Origin of the sequence: Mesorhizobium sp. SARCC-RB16n (genome assembly GCF_008520305.1) — a bacterium.
GTDB lineage: Bacteria > Pseudomonadota > Alphaproteobacteria > Rhizobiales > Rhizobiaceae > Mesorhizobium.
This window is the reverse complement of the sequence record NZ_ML703264.1, coordinates 183734-201047: the sequence shown is the minus strand read 5'-3', so window position 1 is coordinate 201047 and position 17314 is coordinate 183734. Positions and strand designations below refer to the sequence as shown.

The window sequence follows — 17314 nt, the reverse complement described above, 5'->3', positions numbered from 1 at the left end:
ATACAAGGTCGTAAATTTGGGACATCTCGTTGCCTCAAGGACATCATGAAACGGAGAGTTGGCGATCAAGGTCGTTCATTGTGTCGCTGCTTGCGCCGCCAACCTTGGACCTTGCTTGAAGTCGACGATTTCGGGCTTGGCGCTGTCGATCGTGCCATCCCAGCCACCGCCCAACGCCTTGTTGAGGGCGATATAATCGGTCGCGATCAGGACGCGGCTTTGCAGCAGCGTGTCCTCGGCCGAATAGGCCGACCGTTCAGCGTCAAGCACGTCGAGAAGGTTTGTCTCGCCGCCCTTGTAGAGCGTGCGCTCCAGCCCGGCCGCCTCGCTGTAGGCTTTTGCCGAGGCGGCGAGCTTGCCGCTCCGGATGCGCTCCTGCGCCAGGGAGACGAGCGCGTTTTCGACGTTCTCCAGCGCGCTCAGCACGGAGGCCTGGTAGGCGACGAAATACTGGTCGCGCTGGGCCTTGGCGACATCGATCGCGGCCTTGAGCTGGCCGGCATCGAAGAGCGGCACACTGAGCGTCGGCCCGAACGACCAGCCGACCGTGGAGTTCTTGCCGATATCGCCAAGCTTGTAGGCTGTCGTGCTGATATTCCCTGTCAGGCTGACCGAAGGATAGCGCGCCGCTTCAGCCTGGCCTATCTTGGCCGTATACTGCGCGTACTGCCGCTCGGCCATGCGCACATCCGGCCGGGCAAGCAAGATGTCGGCCGGAATACCCGCAGGGATCGGCAGGCGCGGCGCCGGGATTGGCGCGCCGCGCTTCAACCGCTCGTCGAGCGCCGCCGGCGGCCGGCCGGTGAGCACCGAAAGGCGATGCACGGCTTCGGCATAGCTCGCTTCCAGCGTGGGGATGGCGGCCTCCGTGCTGCTGGCCTGTCCGGTCGCCTTGGCGACGTCCGCCGCCGTCGCTGTACCGGCTGCAGCCACCGCGCGGGTCAGCTCGGCGGTCTCCTTCTCCGAGGCTGCCGAACGCCGGGCGAGCGCGACGCGCGCCTGATAGCCGCGCGCCTGCGCATAATTGGACACGACATCGCCGACCAATGTCAGCAAGGTCGACCGCAGTTCCTCCTGGGCCGCGTCCACCCCGTAGCGAGCGACCTCGACGGCCTTGCGGTTGGCGCCGAACAGGTCCAACTCCCAGCTGGCGTCGAAGCCGGATTGGTACTGACTGTACGCATCGCTGGTGGTGCCGGCCGATGAGATTGCGTTCGCCTTGGTGCGTGTTACGGACGCCGAGCCGTCGACAGACGGGAACAATGTTCCTGCGCTTTGGCGGTAGCTCGCCCTTGCTTCGCGGACCCTGGCTTTTCCGGTGGCAACATCGAGATTGCCGGCAACTGCTTCCTCGACAAGCGCGTTGAGTTCCGGGTCGCGCAGTCGCTCCCACCATTTCGACAACTGCGCCGGCCCGGCCGGCTTGGCGGCCTTCTGGCCGTCCCAGGTTGCAGGCATCGTCAGTGCCGGTTGCTGGTAGTCCGGCCCGACGACACATCCAGTGAAGGTCGAGGTGCTCAAGAGGCAGATCGCAACCTTGATTGCCCCGGTTCGAAGGGACGAAGCTTTTCTGCAGGCAGAGACGATGGTCATAGGGTCGGATCTCGACAGTTGTGGCTTTGCAAGTGTGAGGTGTTGGTCAAGGACGCTACGTCGCCCCTGGGCCGATGCCGCCCTGATAGCGGTCCGCGCACCAGTCCTCGTGTCGTGAGGGACGTTCCGACATTGGGGCCGATATTCGGATAGCGGTGGGGGGCGGTGGCGGTATTATGAACGGCGGCATTCCTGTTCGGCTTCAATGAGAAGCGAATCGTTTGGAGTTGAAGGTCAGTGAGACCTGAAGCCTTCAGCGGCTGAATTTCAGGTCAGGCTTGTCGCCGTCCCAACCCTGAAGCCCTCTGGGGACGTCGCGAAACCGAAGGCACTTGGTGCCCATCTTCCCGGTGATGCACATCGCGTCGCCCCGGACCGTCCAGGTGATGGAAAGCGTGAACGGCATGGGGCCGCGTATGCTTCCGGTGCCATCCTTCTTGAGGGTGAATTTGAGCGTCTTGCCATCAGGCGTATCGGCCGACCACGGAGAGCCGTCGGCCAGTATGGCGGCAGCCTTCTGCGGAGCCAGGAAAGCCTGTTCCTGTGCGGCAAACGATGCGCCTGAGGCAAGCAGCGGCACTGACGTTGCTGCCGCGAGTAGTTTCATCTTCATTTCGGTCTCCTGGCTGATTTCGGAAGTGCGGCGAGCAGTTGCCGCGGGTGAGTGGACAGGACGGTAGAGGCGCGGGTGCTGCCTCGGCCGGCGCCGTGGTTTCTACTGGCGGGCTGCCGCACCCTTGTCGGTCCAGCCCGGCGGCAGCCCGAGCTGACCAGCGACGGCGCCTTTGATGCCGGGGGCCGATCCAAATGCCTTGCAGGCCTCGTATTTTGGATTGCCGCCAAGCGATGCCTTAATCTTTTGCATGGACGGCATCACCACCGTCTCCTTGAACGGATCCTGGCCCTTGACCAGCATGCGGCCGAAGTCGGAACCAAAGGCGGAAGAGAGTGAATAGGCATCGCCGACCGTGGATACCCGGGCCTTTGTCGTGAGCATGTTCGCGCCGCGCGACCACAACATGGCCGCCTTCTGTGATCCGTCCTGGCCGACCGCCTCGGCTTCGATGGCCATCCCGCCGAGGCCGATCGGGAGCCGCGGCATTGGGACGGACACCACCGAAGCGCCGAGCGAGGCGACGGTGGATGTCGCCGCGGCCAGCTTGTTTGTCGCCACGATATCGGTGATCGTTGCATGGACCACGAGGTCCGCCGGTTGGTCCGCAGCCACGACCTTGAAGCGATCGCTGAGGCTTGTGCAAAGCGATCGATCGATCGCGTTGTCGACCAGCGCCAGATCCTTGGGATCGAAGGTGCCGACGGTCTGTGCCGAGGTTGGCATGATACGTACCGTCTTTGCGGTAAGGACTGATCCCGAGTCCACGCGCAGCTTTGCCTTCGTCTGCGTGCCGCCCGACTTTGCCATTCCTTCATAGGAACCAAGCGACGTCCCCTGACGAAGGGGAACGCTGGCGCAAGAAGCAATCGATACGCATAGGGCGATACAGAGCGTCGCCCGCGCGCACGTTTCACGTAGCTGGAACCTGAAGGTCATTTGCCAATCTTCTGAACAGGGATCTTGGGTTCAGCTTTAGCGATGCCAGCGTTAATGGCCGTAAAGGAAGTGTAAAGTTGGGTAAAACTTGAAAGGCTTCGCGGCTTGTCCGGCCTTCAACTGATGATTCCATGTGGAAAGGGGCTCTTAAGCGCTCCTTGCAAGCTTGCCTTCCAGGCCATGCCCGGTCGGCTTGCGAGGGACCTCCAGGGTAATGGCCAGGCCGCCCCCATGTGGAAGCGAAGCGAAGGCACGCCCGCCGTGACGCTCGACCGCCTGCCTCGTGATCGCAAGGCCGAGACCATACCCGCCTCTCGGCATCGCGTGGCTGCCGCGCGAGAACGGCTGGAAGATCCGTTCGAGTTCGTCTCGCCCGACGCCTGGTCCCTGATCCACGACGCGAACCGTCAGGAGATCGTCTGTCATCTCGCAAAGCACGGATATTTGAGAAAACTTGGCCGTGTATTTGACGGCGTTTCGGACGACGTTTTCAAATGCGCGGTAGATCAGTTCACCTTCGATCTCGGCTAGGAAAACGCCGTCGACACTCGTCGTGATAGAGACCTCCCTTGCCTGTGCCTCGAACGCTGCATCCCCCAGGATTTCGTTCAGGAGATCTACCACGTCCAACATCTGCGTTTGCAGCGGAAGGCCCGATTTCATTGTCAGCCTTGCGAGTGTCAGGACTTCTCCGACCAGCGCATCGAGCCGTTCGACTTCCCGGTCCATGCGGTCCAGCATGGCTTCGAGTTTCGTCGGATTTTGCCGTAGCACGCCCACAACGGCCTGTAGCCGCGACAAAGGCGAACGCAGTTCGTGAGACACGTCGTGAAAGAGCCGCTGCTGTGTATCCTGGAGCTCCTGCAGTCGCGTGGCGGTGGCATCGAAATCATGCGCGAGTGCGGTGACTTCGTCCCTGCGGCCCGCCATCCTGTCACCGATGCGAACATCGAAACGACCGTGGGCTAGCGCGCTCAACCCGTCGCGAAGGTGCACGACGGGACGGATGAGATATCGGGCAAGTGCCGCCGCCGCTATTGCGCTTGAGACCATGATAGCGAGCCAGGGCATCAACTGGGCAAGTCTCTCAAGAATGACGCCGGATTGTTCGGAGACGGAGATCCGGTAACAGACGCCGTCTTTCAAGACGGCTCTTGTCTCAATTGTATTCTGGTCAGGGCAAGCGCCGGAGTCCGCGACCCTGGAAATCGTGAGGCCAAGCGGTGCCGTATCTTCGCTCGTGCCGACAAAATGCGCCGCTGCGTCTTCGCCATCCCTTGCAAGCACGTTTTGCGCCAGGTCGAGAACGAGTTGGCGCTTCTGATGCTCCAGTTGCGGAACGAAGGGAGGTGTCAGGAAGGCATTGACGAACAGGATTGTGACCACGACAACCGCGGCAAGCGTCAGCCAGATTATCGTGAAAAACTTCCAAAACAGCCGCGGCATGATCAATCCACCAGAAGTTGGTAGCCTTGCCCGCGGACAGACTGGATCCAGGATTGCCCGTCATCTCTCAGCCCGAGCTTCTGGCGAACACTGCTGATATGGACATCGATGCGGCGGTCGAACGGAGTCAAAGGCTTTCCGAAGGCACGTTTCGAGATGTCCTGCTTCGATACCAACTGCCCGGCATTGCGAGCGAGCACTTCGAGCAGGGTGAACTCGGTGCCGGTGAGATCCAAAACCTGTCCGTCCCACTCCGCACTCCTTCTGCCGGGATGGATCACCAGCCGCCCAGCCTTCAGCACATCAGTGGATGCACCGGCCGCGGGCTGGCTCGCACGACGAAGGATGGCGCGCAGCCTGGCCGCGAGCTCTCCCGGTGAACAGGGCTTTGGCACATAGTCATCAGCGCCGAGATTCAGGCCCGAAATCCGATCAATGTCGTCGCCTCTTGCCGTCAGCATGAGCACTGGGATCCGGCTCACTTTCCTGATCCTCTGGAGGACTTCGATGCCGTTCATTCGCGGCATCATGATATCGAGCACGATGATGTCCGCCGAATTGCCGGCAGCAGCGGCTATGGCTGCGCGACCGTCCGTTTCGGTTACGACCTCATAGCCTTCTTCCGTCAGGTATTCCTGCAGAAGTGTCGTCAGCTCGACATCATCGTCGATGAGGAGAACTCTGTTCATCTGCTTTGTCCGTCATTCATTCCGGCCTCCTGTACACCATGGACACCGGTCAGCGGCAGGATTTTACCCAGCTTAACATGAACTTGACGGCACTTAACGTTCGTTCGGCTAGCCTTGAAACCTGATGACATCGGTTGTGGGCTGGAAACGGCTCGCCCCGACGGCTGCGCTATCACCAGAGAAATGTCTGCCGATTTGCGGATTGGGGAAAGCGCTGGTGAGCGAACTTCAAGGATCGTAACGTTGCGAAGACTGTCCATCGTATTGAAGACCGCCCTTGTTGGGGCAGCGCTGCTGCTTCCCTTCCACACTGCAGTGGCGGATCAGCATCAGGCACCCGCCCTCACGGTCTCCCTGGCAACGCCGAAACAGCGGCAATGGCCGCAGACCGTTCCCGCGAGCGGCTGGCTGAAGCCATGGCAGGAAGCGATCATCGCCTCCGAGACGAGCGGCCTCCGCATCACCGACGTCATGGCGGATGTCGGATCCGTCGTGACGAAAGGGCAGACGCTTGTCTTGCTGTCGCAGGACAGCGTGCTTGCAGATATTCGAAAGCAGGAGGCTGCGGTCCAGACGGCCAAGGCGAATCTGGCGAAAGCCAGGGCGAATGCGGACCGGGCCCGGCAACTTGGCAAGACCGGTGCCATTTCAGATCAGAGCATCACCGAACGGTTGACGGACGAGCAGACGGCGCAGGCGAGCCTTGCGTCGGAAGAAGCGGCTCTCGACAGCCAGAAGATCAAACTCGACCAGACGACCATATCTGCCATCGACGATGGCCTGATCACCTCCCGTTCGGCCGAGCTTGGCGCCGTCGTCTCCTCCGGTACCGAACTGTTCCGCCTGGTGCGCCAGCAGCGTGTCGAGTGGCAGGCGGAAGTCTCGGCTCGCTATCTTTCCCATATTTCGGAAGGGTTGAGTGTCGGTATCAACGGCCTGGCCGATCGTGCCATTCAGGGCAAGGTGAGGCTTGTCGGACCTTCGATCAGCGCCAACACCGGCCGTGCCATCGTCTATGTCGCGCTTCCCGCCGACATCCGGCCGCGCGTCGGGCTTTACGTGACCGGCAGCATCGAGTTCCAGACCACCCCAGCTCTGACCATCGCTGACACCGCAATCGTATTTCGCGACGGCATCAACTATGTCTTTGTCGTTGATCCCGACAAGCGAGCGCGAAGGGTGCGGGTGGAGACCGGCCGCCGCCAAGGCGGCGAAGTCGAAATCGTCTCCGGAATCGACCAATCCTCGAAGGTTGTGACCTCCGGCGGAGCCTTTCTGTCGGACAACGACCTCGTGACCATTGCGGAGCAGGGTCTATGAACTTCTCGGCATGGTCCATCCGCAATCCAGTACCGGCGATATTGCTGTTCGCAATGCTTACTGTCGGCGGATTGTTGGCATTCAAGCATCTGGCCGTCCAGAACTTTCCCGATATGGACCTTCCGACCATCAGCGTCACCGCCACACTCGACGGTGCGGCTCCCGCGCAGCTCGAGACGGAGGTCGCTCGCATTATCGAGGACAACCTCGCCTCGTTGAGCTACCTCGACCACATCACCACGACGGTCACCGACGGCACCGTGTCGATCCGCGTCTCCTTCAAACTGGAAAAGAACAGCGAAGAAGCCCTGAACGAAGTCCGCAATGCCGTGGACAGCGCCAAGGCCGATCTGCCCGCGCAGATGCAGACACCCAGCGTCACCAAGGTCACGGTGCAGAATGCCGCGCTGGTCACCTATGCAATCCGTTCAACCGCTCTCAATGAGACCGAGCTCTCCTGGTTTGTCGACAACGACATGACCAAGGCGCTCCTCTCGGTGCCTGGAGTGGGACAAGTCAGCCGTGTCGGCGGTGTCGATCGCGAGGTTCATATCGACCTCGATCCCGCCACCATGGCCTCGCTCGGCGTCACCGCGGCCACGGTCTCGGCGCAACTGAAGTCGGTCCAGGCGGACACGTCGGGCGGCCTTGGCGAGGTTGGCGGCACCCGGCAGACATTGCGGACACTCGGTGCCGTTGCATCGGTCGAGGATCTGAAGGATCTCCGAATTCCCCTCGCCAATGGACAGCAGGTTCGTCTCGACGACATAGCCTCCGTCAAGGACAGCTTCGCCGAACGCTCGGCGATGGCATTTCTGAATGGCCAGGCCGTCATTGCGGTCGAGATCAAGCGTTCGAACGGATTCTCGGACAGCAGCGTCGCGGCCGATGTCAGGAAGGTGATGGAACGGTTCACGGCCGCGCATCCCAACGTACAGATCGACGAAGCCTACAGTACCGTTGGCCCGATCATCGACAACTACAATGGTTCGATGCACATGCTGCTCGAGGGGGCGATCCTGGCGATCATCGTCGTCTGGCTCTTCCTGCGGGACTGGCGCGCAACAATCCTATCGGCGGTGGCGCTGCCCCTGTCGGTCATACCGACCTTCCTGGTCATGTATCTGGCCGGCTTCACCCTGAACATCGTCACACTGCTTGCGCTGTCGCTGGTGGTCGGTATCCTCGTCGACGACGCCATCGTCGAGATCGAGAACATCGCCCGACACCTTCGGATGGGCAAGCGGCCTATCGATGCCGCGCTCGAAGCGGCCAACGAGATCGGCCTGGCGGTCATCGCCACCACGTTCACACTGGTCGCTGTCTTCCTGCCGACCGCCTTCATGAGCGGTATACCGGGGCTTCTCTTTCGCCAGTTCGGCGTCACGGCTGCTGTCGCCGTCGTGGCGTCGCTCGTCGTCGCACGTCTGCTGACGCCGATGATGGCCGCCTATCTCATGAAGGCCAAGGCAACCGAGCAAAGGGACGGCCGTATCATGCGCGCCTACATGGCAATCGTGAAGGCGTCCCTCAATCACAGGAAGACCACGGTTCTCGTGACCATTGTTGCCGTCGCACTTTCACTTTCCACCGTCCCTTTCCTGAAATCGGGTTTCCTGCCCGCCGCCGACGATGCGCGAACCCAGGTCACGCTGACCCTGCAGCCCGGCGCCACGATCGAGCAGACGCAGGCCGTGAGCGGCAAGGCCGCGGAGATCATCGGCAAGCTTCACAACGTGACGCATGTCTACGCGTCGGTTGGTTCGGCGTCTTCCGGCGGCGGTCCCGACGTAGCGACCACGACCAGTGTCAACACGGCAACGCTCGTCGTCATGCTGACGCCGATCGAAGAACGCAAACGCAAGCAGTCCGAAATCGAAAACGATATCCGGCAGGCTCTTTCCGTCGTGCCCGGCGTGCAGATCGCAGTCGGTGGCGGCGCCAACGGAACCAAGCTCGAGATCACCCTTGCCAGTGACGATCCCAGCGCTCTCGATGGAGCAGGCTCCGCGCTCGAGGAGCAACTGCGCACGCTGCACGGCATCGGAGCGGTGACGTCGACCGCATCCAGGCAGGCGCCCGAGATTCAGATCACCCCCGATTTTGCGCGCGCGGCAGCACTTGGCGTGACGTCAAGCTCTATCGCCGACGCGGTGCGTGTGGCGACAGGCGGCGAATATTCTTCCGACTTGCCAAAACTCAATCTGCCGCAACGCCAGGTCCCCATCGTCGTCCGCTTCAGCCCGGAAACGCGCAGAAACCTAGACGACATCAGGAACATCAGGGTGGCCGGCGCGAACGGTAGCGTCGATCTCGGATCGATCGCCGATATCCGCATCGGCGGCAGTCCCTCCCAGATTGACCGCATCGATCGAATGCGCAATGTCACCGTCTCCGTCGAACTCAACGGCCGCATCCTTGGCGATGTTCACAAAGAGGCACAGGCACTGCCGGCCCTCCACCACTTGCCGCCGGGCGTGACCCTTGTGGAGCAAGGCGAACTTCAGCGCAGTTCGGAACTGTTCCAGAGCTTCAGCCTTGCAATGGCCATCGGCGTGTTCTGCATCTACGCAGTCCTCGTCCTGCTCTTCCATGATTTCCTGCAGCCATTCACCATCCTGATGGCTCTGCCGCTCTCGCTCGGTGGTGCGCTGCTGCCGCTGGTAATAAGCGGGACCAGCTTCTCGATGTCGGTCGTTATCGGGCTGCTCATGCTGATGGGCGTCGTGACCAAGAACTCGATCCTTCTTGTCGAATATGCGATCATGTCGCGGCGCCAGGGGATGGCTAGGTTCGACGCGCTCATCGATGCCTGCCACAAGCGCGCACGGCCCATCGTCATGACCACCGTTGCGATGGCATCGGGCATGCTCCCTGTCGCTCTTAGCCTGGTAGGCGGAGATTCCAGCTTCCGCCAGCCGATGGCCATCGTGGTGATCGGCGGGGTGATGACCTCGACGCTGCTCAGCCTCATCGTCATCCCGGTCATCTTCACATTCGTCGACGACCTGCTGATGGCGCTAAAGCGGCTCGTGCGCTGGAGCGAGCCGAGTGTCGAACCAGCCGACAACGAACCGCATCCCTCAGGAGATTGGCAAGTCATCGCGTTTGATCGTGGCGCTACGAAGCGAGAGCATGCGCAAGGATGATCAACCTTCGCAGCGTGCTTGCCGTTACTCTTATCTGCATCATGATCCTTCTGGCGTTTTCGAAGGTTTGGCTGCCGAAAGTGAGGCGGTGGGATCAAGGCGGGATCGCAAGGTCTGGTACATTCGCGACCCACGTCAGCCTCCCGGCAATTCTCATGGATCCGAGCGAACCCGTCACGGCGGGATCAACGCCAAGTCTCCCCTGCAGATCAGCAAGTTTTTGAAAATGTGCCCAATGCGAGTATTTTCAGTCCTGGTTCCGGTCGCCTTCATCCTGGCCGGCTGCGTGCAGACACTGGACAGAGCTCATGACGCAGGCGAGGCGGAAAAAGCCTCGATCGCCGGCTATGGTGAAATCCGTTCCTACCTCGACGCCCGGCTCGACGAGGTGCCACGCAATGCCGTCGACTGGTTTCCGGCGACAAAGCGGGACAAGATCGATGGCCTCATGCTTTCTGGCGGCGGCGCCGGCGGCGCCTTCAGTGTCGGCGTGCTTGCGGCATGGAGCGCGGCCAGGACCCGCCCACGGTTCGATGTCGTCACCGGTGTAAGCACGGGAGCCTTGATCGCGCCTTTCGCATTCCTGGGCTCGGCCTATGACGACACGCTGGTGCATCTCTATACCAGCGGCGTGGCCGAAGACCTTGTCGGAAGCAAACGCCTTGGTGGACTGTTTGGAGCAAGCCTGCTGAAAGACGACCCGTTGCGACGGATGATAGAGCGCTACATTACGCCAAATGTTCTCCAGCAGGTCGCTGCCGAACACCGCAAAGGCCGTCGCCTCCTCATCTTGACGACCAACCTGGATACCCAGCGCGCCGTGGTGTGGAACATGGGCGTCATCGCCAACAGCGGCCGTCCGGATGCGCTGAAGCTCTTTCAGGACATCCTGGTGGCGTCGGCAAGCATTCCAGGGGTTTATCCAGCGGTCATGATCAAGGCCGCGTCTGCGGGGCGCTCCTTCGAGGAGATGCATTCCGACGGCGGCTCCGCGTCACAGATCCTGACCTTTCCGCAGGTCTTCCTGACAGGCAGCGCCCGCCTGGCAAGCAAACGACAAAGCGTCAATTTCTACGTGATCGTCAACAACGCACTCATGCCGGAATTTGCCGCCACGCCAGACAAGACCCTGTCCGTGATCGCGCGGGCATACACGATCTTCGTCAAGTCGCAGACACAGAGCGCACTAACTGCCCTCTACAACTATTCAAAACTGACCGGGGCACATTTCCATCTCGCATCGATCGACGCGCAGGTGCCATATTCGATGTCCGATCCGTTCAACACCAACTATATGCGGACGGTCTATAAGCTCGGATATGACGAGGGCGCTGCAGGAACCGTATGGAAAACCAGCCCGCTTTTCAGGTGATCGATCGTTGGCCTACCGCCCATGACATCCGTTCGTGCCGCCGCCGTTCGAACTCGCGGAAGGCTGAGGTTGAGATCTGGCTCAACCGTTCCGCATCAGCAGACCATTGAGGACGAGATCAATATGCGCCTCCATGAAGGTGGTCTCGTCAAAGGGCCTTCGATCCGCGAACATCAGGCGCAAGAAGGTCGCGTGCAGGACAGGGCTAACCAACACGGCTGGTGCGACCGCAACGGCCGTTCGGCGGAATTCTCCCGATGATACCCCTTCCCGGACAAGTGCGCCTATAGCGTCCTCCACCGGAGCGATGAACTCCTCATAGTGCCGATCGACCATGTGGGGGAAACGTGCGCCCTCGGCTAAGACCAGACGCAGCAATTCCCTTATCCTTCTGTCGTTTGCAACCTTTTCGTAGGCGAGGCGAACCAAGGCCCTCAGACGTTCAGAGCATGACCCCTCCAAGACCGCGACCGAAGCGCGCAGGTCGGAGAAGGGTGCCGACATCTGTCGGTGCATCGCCTCAAAGAGCTCATCCTTCGTGGGGAAGTACAAATAGATCGTTCCCTTGGTCACTCCGAGGCGGGCGGCCACGTCCTCCACGCGCGTAGCTGCATAACCGTTCGCGGTGAATTCCTCGAACGCGGCCTCCAGGATTTCCTGGGGGCGTCGGGCCTTCTGTTCTGCGCGCGAGAGCTTTGTTCCGATTTTTTCCATTCCGTTCTCCTTCCGTCTGGCCCCAAAATGCAGGCTGACTGACTAGATAGTCATTGACTGTTGACTAACCCGATAGTCAGTGATAGTAGCCTGTCATTCTCGCAATTGCAAACGGGTGGTGAAGCCTATGCAACTTTTTCGACCAACGGTATTCGCATTCGCTTGGCTTTTTTCGGCCGGCGCCAACGCGGCAGGCAGCACGGCACTGCCGCAACAAGTACGTGCCGTCGGCGTGTCGCAGACTCACTATCAGCCGGGGGCAGAGATCACCGGCGAGGTCAAAGCACGAATCCAAACCGACCTCTCTTTCCGCACCGGCGGAAAGGTTATCGAGCGACGGGTGGACGTAGGGTCCCATGTGCGCAAGGGCGAAATCCTGGCCCGCATCGACAACACCGAGCAGCTGGCCGATGTGGGCATCGCTCAAGCTGGGCTCGATTCGGCCAAGGCGACGCTCGAACAGAAGACGCTCGCCTTCAACCGCTACGAGGCGCTGCTTCGAACACAGGCCGTCGCAAGAGCAACCTACGATCAGGCGCAAAACGACCTGCTGACCGCACAAGCGTCTTTGCAACTGGCAGAAGCCTCGCTTGCTACCGCGCTCGACGCCTTCTCCTATACCGAACTCAAGGCCGACGCCGACGGTGTCATCACCTCGCGCAACATCGAGATTGGGCAGGTGGTTTCCGCCGCGCAGGCGGCCTTTGCGCTTGCCCATGATGGTCCGCGAGACGCTGTGTTCAACGTGTTTGAAGCCTTCTTCCTGGAAGGGCGGCCCGCGGTCGACGTCGATATCGCGCCGATCGGTGATCGGACGCGCAAGGCGCAGGCAATAATCGGGGAAATCTCTCCCACCATCGATACGAAGGCGGGAACGGTCCGCGTAAAGGTGGCGCTCCCGGAGTCTGCGGACTGGCCGCTCGGTACCCCCGTGGTCGGAGAATTCAGGGCTCCGCCGCAGGAGGGGATCATCCTGCCGTCCAGCGCCATGGCGTCTGACGGAGGCGAACCGGCCGTGTGGGTCATCGACAGGAAGAACAGTTCGGTCTCGATGCGAAAGATCACAGTCGCTCGATATCGAACCAAAGACTTCATCGTGACCGACGGGATACGTCCCGAAGATTTGGTTGTCATAGAGGGTGGAAAATTTCTTGAGGATGGCCGAGTGGTGGCCTGGGAGAACAAGTCATGACCCGCGGCTCATTCATCGGGCTTGCGGTCGGCCTGTCCTTCGTCATCTTCGCGCTTAGCTTGGCATTTGCTTCTGTTGCAAACGATCGGCCAGCCGATGCGCAACCTGCCACCCCTCCACGCCTGATCAAGTCGGCTGTTGCCAAGACGGACCAGCCGAGTGGCGCAACTTTTGCCGGTGTCGTGCAAGCGCGGACCGAAACCGAGCTCGCTTTCCGGACATTGGGGCGTGTGGTTTCGCGCAAGGTCGAAATCGGGGATTTGGTTCACAAGGGCGACGTCCTGGCCGAAATCGATCCTCTGGCTCTCCAGCTTGCCGTAAGAAGTTCAGAGGCGGACCTGCGCAATGCGACGGCGCAGCTTCAATACGCCGAGATCACTCAGAAGCGTAAGCAGGCACTCGCCCTCATGAACGCGGGGAGCGCCGCCGACCTGGAACTTGCTGAGCAAGGATTGAAGTCGGCCAAGGCCAGCGTTGCGAAAGCGCGCGGCAGTCTCGACAAGGCGCGCGCGCAGCTAGGCTATGCCGAGTTGAAAGCCGAGTTCGACGGCGTCGTTACAGCGACCTCGGTCGAAGTCGGACAGATGGTGACAGGCGGCCAGTCCGTTTTGAAGGTGGCGTATCTGGGACAGCTCGATGTAGTGGTCGACGTTCCCGAAGCGCAGCTCGGCGCATTGCGCTTCGGAACCCGTTTCGACATCGCTCTCCAGCTCAATAGCGCGCTCCGCACATCCGGGTCTCTGCGCGAAATTGGGCCGGAGGCTGACACCGCTACCCGCACGCACCGGCTGAAGATCGGCTTGGATGAATCGCCTGACGTGTTTCGGCTCGGTTCGGTCGTGACGACGACCGCCGCCGGCATGCAAAGAGAAGACGCAATCGCACTCCCGGCCACCGCAATCCTCCTGAAGAACGGCGCCAGCAATGTCTGGGTCATCGATCCCGCCAGCCAGACTGTCTCCTTGCGGTCCGTCCAGATCGAGGGCTGGTCCGCCAACGCTCCAAAAGTCCGCGTCCTGTCGGGCCTCAGGGCGGGCGAAGTGGTGGCTATCGCCGGCGTCAACGAACTCAGCGCCGGTCAGGAAGTAAAACTCGAAAAGGGACAGCGTCCGTGAAAAAATTCAACCTCTCTGACTGGGCGCTCGAGCATCGCTCGCTGGTCTGGTACTTCATGGTCGCCTTCGCGCTGGCTGGCGCCCTCGCGTATGTCCAGCTCGGGCGCGAAGAAGATCCTTCCTTCACCATCAAGACGATGGTGATCCAGGCACAATGGCCGGGAGCCTCCGCGCAGGAGATCACGCAACAGGTCACCGATCGCATCGAGAAGAAGCTGCAGGAACTCGACAATCTCGATCATACCCGCAGCATCACCACAGCTGGCCAGACCGTTATTTTTGTCGATCTGCTGGCGGATACCAAGGCCAGGGATGTCCGCCCCACATGGTCGCGCGTGCGCAACATGATCGCCGACATTCACAATGACCTCCCCTCTGGCGTGGTCGGTCCATTCTTCAACGACCAGTTTGGCGACGTCTACGGCAATATCTTCGCCTTCTCCGCCGATGGACTGAGCCAACGCCAGCTGCGCGATCTGGTGGAGGATGCCCGAACGAAGGTCCTTACGGTCGCGAATGTTGGCAAAATCGACATCGTCGGAGCACAGGACGAGGCGATCTATCTCGAATTCTCGACGCGCAAAATGGCGGCTCTCGGCATCGATCGCTCTGCGCTCATCTCGACGCTGCAGGCCCAGAACGCCATCACCCAGTCCGGCTTCATCGATACCGGAGCCGAACGCATTGCGCTGCGCGTCGGTGGCAGTTTCGTTTCCGAGGAAGGGCTGCGAGCGATCAACCTGAGAGTGAATGACCGGTTCTTTCCACTGACGGACGTAGCCACGATCACGCGTGGATATGTCGATCCTCCGACCTCCCTGTTTCGCTTCAACGGCAAGCCGGCGATTGCTCTTGCAGTCGGCATGAAAGCAGGCGGCAATCTCCTGGAGTTCGGCGAGTCGCTCAAAAAGACGATGCACGGCATCGCTCAGGAGCTGCCGGCCGGCGTGTCCGTGGACCAGGTTTCTGACCAGCCAGCCGTGGTGGACGAAGCGGTGTCGGGCTTCACGCACGCCTTGTTCGAGGCGATCGCCATCGTGCTTGTCATAAGCTTCATCAGCTTGGGCATGAGAGCTGGTCTGATCGTGGCGATCTCCATCCCGCTCGTTCTCGCCATCACTTTCGTGGTGATGCTGTATACCGGCGTTTCGCTTCAACGAATCTCGCTTGGGGCGCTTATCATCGCTCTTGGTCTTCTGGTCGATGATGCGATGATCGCCACCGAAATGATGGTGGCGCGCCTGGAAATGGGGGACAGCCTGAGGAAGGCCGCCACCCATGTCTATACGTCGACGGCCTTTCCGATGCTGACCGGCACGCTCGTCACTGTGGCAGGCTTCATCCCGGTGGCGTTCAACAAAAGCAGCGCCGGCGAGTTCGTCTTCACCCTTTTCGTCGTCGTTGCGGTGTCCCTTGTTGTCTCATGGGTGGTCGCGGTGGTGTTCACGCCGCTCCTCGGCGTGACGATACTGCCGAAGACGATGAAAAAGCACGCCGAGCGGAAGGGGTGGTTCGCGAGGGTGTTTTCACGCTTGCTTCAGTTCTGCCTAAGGTGGCGATGGCTGACGATCGCTGCGACCGTGCTCGTCTTCGCCATATCGCTCGGTGGCATGTCGCTGGTGCAGCAGCAGTTCTTTCCGAACTCGGACCGTCCCGAACTCATCGTTGACTGGAACCTTCCACAAAACAGCTCCATCAGCGAGACGAGCCGGCAGATGGCGCAGTTCGAGCGCGAGAAGCTCGCGGGCAATCGCGATATCGACCATTGGTCGACTTACGTTGGGATGGGAGCCCCCCGGTTCATCCTGTCGTTCGATGTCCAGCCGTCCGATGTCTCTGTCGGACAGACGATCATTGTGACCAAAGGTCTCGACGTCCGCGACAAGCTCAGGCGGGAACTCCAGGAGTATCTGCAGAAAACCTTCCCTGGGACCGACGCCTATGTGAAGCTCCTCGACATCGGGCCGCCGGTTGGCAAGCCGGTTCAGTATCGTGTGTCCGGCCCCGACCTTCAGACCGTGCGCAACCTTGCGCAGAAACTTGGGCTGATCGTTGGCTCGCATCCATTGTTGACCAATCTTGCATCCAACTGGAGCGAGCCGGCGCGCGTGGTGAAGATCGACGTTCTTCAGGACAAGGCAAGACAGCTTGGCGTGTCCTCGCAGGATATTGCCACGGCCTTGAATGGTGTTGTCGAAGGCGACACCGTAACAAAGGTCCGGGATGACATCTATCTGGTCGACGTGATTGACCGAGCCGAGGCGAAGGAGCGCGGATCGATCGACACACTGCTCGACCTCCAATTGGCAAGCAGTAGCGGTCAGACGGTCCCGCTCTCCTCGGTAGCCAGGTTCCGCTACGAGCTCGAGCAACCGACAATCTGGCGGCGCGACCGGATTCCGACCATCACGATCAAAGCTGGCGTGAGCGGTGCGACTCAGCCGGCGACCATCGTGGCGGCGCTGGCAGACAGGGTCGAGGCTTTCAAGAAGACCTTGCCTGCGGGATATTCCGTCGAAGTCGGTGGATCCGTCGAGCAAAGCGGCGAAGCGCAAGGACCCATCGTTGCCGTCGCGCCGATTATGCTCTTCGCCATGGCAACGCTTCTGATGATCCAGCTCCAGAGCTTCCACCGCTTGTTCCTGGTCTTCGCGGTCGCGCCATTGGCACTCATCGGCGTTGTTGCGGCACTGCTTCTCAGCAAGGCGCCGCTCGGCTTTGTTGCGCTGCTGGGCATATTGGCTCTCATTGGGATTCTCATCCGCAACTCGGTCATTCTGATCGTCCAGATCGAAGAGCTGCGGATTGCGGGAACGCCGCCATGGAAGGCGGTGGTGGAAGCGACCGAGCATCGTATGCGACCCATCATGCTGACCGCGGCCGCGGCCACCCTTGCCCTCATCCCGATCTCTCGCGAGGTATTCTGGGGACCCATGGCCTACGCGATGATGGGCGGCATCATCGTAGGAACGGTTCTGACCCTCCTGTTCCTGCCTGCTCTCTATGTCACCTGGTTCAGGATACCGCGCGATGTCGAACAGCGATGACGCGAGGCTATCCGCTTTCGATCCGGCGGGCGCACGGAGCCGCGGGCGCGGGGATTCTGGCCGCGGATGCTTTCCTCAACCGTCCAGAGCCCGGCCATCCGGCAACGCCGAACCGCTGCCCGAAC

Annotated in this window: 12 protein-coding genes; 6 read left to right on the top strand and 6 right to left on the bottom strand. The window is 60.9% G+C overall.

All coding sequences use genetic code 11. The features are described 5' to 3' along the window. Positions 1-75 precede the first annotated feature (75 nt). The 5 genes from C7I87_RS11725 to C7I87_RS11705 all read right to left on the bottom strand — a co-directional run bounded on the left by C7I87_RS11725 (position 76) and on the right by C7I87_RS11705 (position 5280). Entirely contained in the window at positions 76-1593 is a 1518-nt protein-coding gene (locus C7I87_RS11725; protein ID WP_149904357.1) for an efflux transporter outer membrane subunit, read from the bottom strand. Between the two features lie 253 nt (positions 1594-1846). Next, complete coding sequence (locus tag C7I87_RS11720; protein WP_149904356.1) at positions 1847-2206, bottom strand: hypothetical protein; 360 nt, start codon at positions 2204-2206, stop codon at positions 1847-1849. A 102-nt stretch (positions 2207-2308) separates the two neighbouring features. After that, entirely contained in the window at positions 2309-3145 is an 837-nt protein-coding gene (locus tag C7I87_RS11715) for a DUF3313 domain-containing protein (protein WP_149904355.1), read from the bottom strand. A 147-nt stretch (positions 3146-3292) separates the two neighbouring features. Further along, positions 3293-4591, bottom strand: coding sequence for a HAMP domain-containing sensor histidine kinase (locus C7I87_RS11710; RefSeq protein ID WP_149904354.1), 1299 nt, complete (start codon positions 4589-4591; stop codon positions 3293-3295). A gap of 2 nt (positions 4592-4593) precedes the next feature. Then, positions 4594-5280, bottom strand: coding sequence for a response regulator (locus C7I87_RS11705; RefSeq protein WP_149904353.1), 687 nt, complete (start codon positions 5278-5280; stop codon positions 4594-4596). A 243-nt stretch (positions 5281-5523) separates the two neighbouring features. On the opposite strand from C7I87_RS11705, the gene C7I87_RS11700 reads away from it, so the two are divergent. The 3 genes from C7I87_RS11700 to C7I87_RS11690 all read left to right on the top strand — a co-directional run bounded on the left by C7I87_RS11700 (position 5524) and on the right by C7I87_RS11690 (position 11121). Next, positions 5524-6600 carry an efflux RND transporter periplasmic adaptor subunit gene (locus tag C7I87_RS11700; RefSeq protein ID WP_149904352.1) on the top strand — a complete coding sequence of 359 codons (1077 nt, stop codon included), beginning with the start codon at positions 5524-5526 and terminating at the stop codon, positions 6598-6600. Further along, positions 6597-9749 carry an efflux RND transporter permease subunit gene (locus C7I87_RS11695; RefSeq protein WP_149904351.1) on the top strand — a complete coding sequence of 1051 codons (3153 nt, stop codon included), beginning with the start codon at positions 6597-6599 and terminating at the stop codon, positions 9747-9749. Before C7I87_RS11700 ends, C7I87_RS11695 begins: the two co-directional genes overlap by 4 nt. 235 nt (positions 9750-9984) lie before the next feature. Next, on the top strand, positions 9985-11121 hold the full coding sequence (locus tag C7I87_RS11690) for a patatin-like phospholipase family protein (RefSeq protein ID WP_149904585.1): 1137 nt from the start codon (positions 9985-9987) through the stop codon (positions 11119-11121). An 81-nt stretch (positions 11122-11202) separates the two neighbouring features. On the opposite strand, the gene C7I87_RS11685 is transcribed toward C7I87_RS11690, so the two are convergent. Next, on the bottom strand, positions 11203-11835 hold the full coding sequence (locus C7I87_RS11685; RefSeq protein ID WP_149904350.1) for a TetR/AcrR family transcriptional regulator: 633 nt from the start codon (positions 11833-11835) through the stop codon (positions 11203-11205). Between the two features lie 127 nt (positions 11836-11962). Between C7I87_RS11685 and C7I87_RS11680 the strand changes: the two genes are divergently transcribed. The 3 genes from C7I87_RS11680 to C7I87_RS11670 are packed head-to-tail and all read left to right on the top strand — an operon-like array spanning position 11963 to position 17189. Continuing rightward, complete coding sequence (locus C7I87_RS11680; protein WP_149904349.1) at positions 11963-13027, top strand: efflux RND transporter periplasmic adaptor subunit; 1065 nt, start codon at positions 11963-11965, stop codon at positions 13025-13027. After that, positions 13024-14142, top strand: a complete 1119-nt coding sequence (locus C7I87_RS11675) for an efflux RND transporter periplasmic adaptor subunit (RefSeq protein WP_149904348.1) — start codon at positions 13024-13026, stop codon at positions 14140-14142. Before C7I87_RS11680 ends, C7I87_RS11675 begins: the two co-directional genes overlap by 4 nt. Next, positions 14139-17189 (top strand): efflux RND transporter permease subunit, encoded by a 3051-nt coding sequence (locus C7I87_RS11670; protein ID WP_149904347.1) that lies wholly within the window; start codon positions 14139-14141, stop codon positions 17187-17189. Before C7I87_RS11675 ends, C7I87_RS11670 begins: the two co-directional genes overlap by 4 nt. Positions 17190-17314: the final 125 nt, after the last annotated feature.

What these genes read in the sequence shown, in the direction of transcription:
- C7I87_RS11725 (WP_149904357.1), bottom strand. Translation starts at nt 1,593, where the DNA reads ATGACCATCGTCTCTGCCTGCAGAAAAGCTTCGTCCCTTCGAACCGGG.
- C7I87_RS11695 (WP_149904351.1), top strand. Translation starts at nt 6,597, where the DNA reads ATGAACTTCTCGGCATGGTCCATCCGCAATCCAGTACCGGCGATATTG.
- C7I87_RS11675 (WP_149904348.1), top strand. Translation starts at nt 13,024, where the DNA reads ATGACCCGCGGCTCATTCATCGGGCTTGCGGTCGGCCTGTCCTTCGTC.
- C7I87_RS11705 (WP_149904353.1), bottom strand. Translation starts at nt 5,280, where the DNA reads ATGAACAGAGTTCTCCTCATCGACGATGATGTCGAGCTGACGACACTT.
- C7I87_RS11715 (WP_149904355.1), bottom strand. Translation starts at nt 3,145, where the DNA reads ATGACCTTCAGGTTCCAGCTACGTGAAACGTGCGCGCGGGCGACGCTC.
- C7I87_RS11710 (WP_149904354.1), bottom strand. Translation starts at nt 4,591, where the DNA reads ATGCCGCGGCTGTTTTGGAAGTTTTTCACGATAATCTGGCTGACGCTT.
- C7I87_RS11685 (WP_149904350.1), bottom strand. Translation starts at nt 11,835, where the DNA reads ATGGAAAAAATCGGAACAAAGCTCTCGCGCGCAGAACAGAAGGCCCGA.
- C7I87_RS11690 (WP_149904585.1), top strand. Translation starts at nt 9,985, where the DNA reads ATGCGAGTATTTTCAGTCCTGGTTCCGGTCGCCTTCATCCTGGCCGGC.
- C7I87_RS11680 (WP_149904349.1), top strand. Translation starts at nt 11,963, where the DNA reads ATGCAACTTTTTCGACCAACGGTATTCGCATTCGCTTGGCTTTTTTCG.
- C7I87_RS11720 (WP_149904356.1), bottom strand. Translation starts at nt 2,206, where the DNA reads ATGAAGATGAAACTACTCGCGGCAGCAACGTCAGTGCCGCTGCTTGCC.